The sequence below is a fragment of the Enterobacter sp. BIDMC 29 genome, from assembly GCF_019378755.1.
GTDB classification, from domain to species: Bacteria; Pseudomonadota; Gammaproteobacteria; order Enterobacterales; family Enterobacteriaceae; genus Enterobacter; species Enterobacter ludwigii.
In genome coordinates this window covers 1,525,266-1,526,489 of record NZ_CP080000.1, presented here as the reverse complement: position 1 = coordinate 1,526,489, position 1,224 = coordinate 1,525,266, and the positions used below count along the sequence as shown (strand labels likewise).

General features: G+C 56.8%; 4 protein-coding genes. All 4 read left to right on the top strand.

Going from position 1 to position 1,224, the window contains the following annotated elements:
• Nucleotides 1–348 (top strand): Rz-like lysis system protein LysB (gene lysB, locus JTA15_RS06830; RefSeq protein ID WP_219373029.1); only part of this gene is annotated, 348 nt, incomplete at its 5' end.
• Nucleotides 236–481: an Rz1-like lysis system protein LysC gene (lysC, locus tag JTA15_RS21690; RefSeq protein ID WP_255580163.1), complete on the top strand. Its 246-nt coding sequence runs from the start codon at nucleotides 236–238 to the stop codon at nucleotides 479–481. The genes lysB and lysC, both read left to right, overlap by 113 nt.
• A complete protein-coding gene (locus tag JTA15_RS06820; RefSeq protein WP_219373028.1) occupies nucleotides 444–911 on the top strand; it encodes a phage tail protein in 468 nt (155 codons plus the stop codon). Before lysC ends, JTA15_RS06820 begins: the two co-directional genes overlap by 38 nt.
• Nucleotides 904–1,224: phage virion morphogenesis protein (locus JTA15_RS06815; protein WP_219373027.1), on the top strand; the 321-nt coding region annotated here is incomplete at its 3' end. The genes JTA15_RS06820 and JTA15_RS06815, both read left to right, overlap by 8 nt.

Below are 1,224 nucleotides of genomic sequence, written 5' to 3'. Positions count from 1 at the left end.
CGCTCTTTCGAACGGGCAAACAAGGTCGCCATCGAACAAAAAACCGTGATCGGAATGCTGAAAAATCAGCTTTCCGTGTCGCAGCGCATCGCCAGGCGAAATGAAACCGCGCAGGTCAGTTTACGCGGGGAACTGCTGGCCGCCGGTGCGATGGCCGTGCGGCGTGAAGAAACCATTACGAGGCTGATAAATGAGAATGAAACGTTACGCCGTTGGTATAGCGACAAGCTGCCTGATGTTGTGCGCAGGCTGCACACCCGCGCTGGTTGCGCCTCCGCCGGTCATTGTTTACAGCGCCTGCCCGAAAGTGAGTTATTGCCCGATGCCGGAAAGCGAACCGCTCACTAATGGCGACCTGAGCGCCGATATTCGCAGGCTTGAGCACGCGCTCGCCGCCTGCGCGCTGCAGGTTGAAACCGTCAAAGACTGTCAGGATAAACTCGATGAAGAAAGCACGCAGCCTGCGCGAAGCGCTGATTAAAGCCGTTCCGCAACTGGAAACAAACCCCGAAATGATGCGTATCTTTGCCGATGAGGGCAATATCGATGCGCGGCTCGCGGCCACGCTGTCACACGAAAAGATTTACACACTGAATGTGATCGTGTGTGACTTTGTGGGCGACCCCGATTTGATATTCGTGCCGGTGGCCGCATGGCTGCGTGAGAATCAGCCGGATATCTGCACGCTCGATGACGGACGCAAAAAGGGCTACCGTTTCCAGATGGATTTAAACGACGGGGACAGTGTTGATATCAGCATCAGCCTGCAGCTCACCGAGCGCACCATCATCAAAGAGGAAAACGGCGCGCTGCACGTGAACTATGCCCCTGAGCCTCCGCCGCCTGAGCCCGTTACCCGGCCAAAAGAGCTATACATCAACGGCGAACTGGTGAGTAAGTGGGATGAGTGACTTTAAGCCTTTTGACGACAAGCTCGCCGGGCTGCTTGCTTCCCTGTCACCGGCAGGACGTTGGAAGCTGGCCGGAGAGATTGCAAAGGAGCTGCGCAAGTCGCAACAGCAACGCATCAAACAGCAAAAAGCCCCGGACGGCTCACCGTATCAGGCGCGAAAGCGTCAGCCGCTCAGGGCTAAGACCGGCCGGGTTAAACGGGCGATGTTCCAGAAGCTACGCACAAGCCGATACATGAAAGCCACTGGCCGTGAAAACAGCGCGGTGGTGGATTTCACCGGCAAAGTGCAGCGTATTGCGCGGGTACATCAG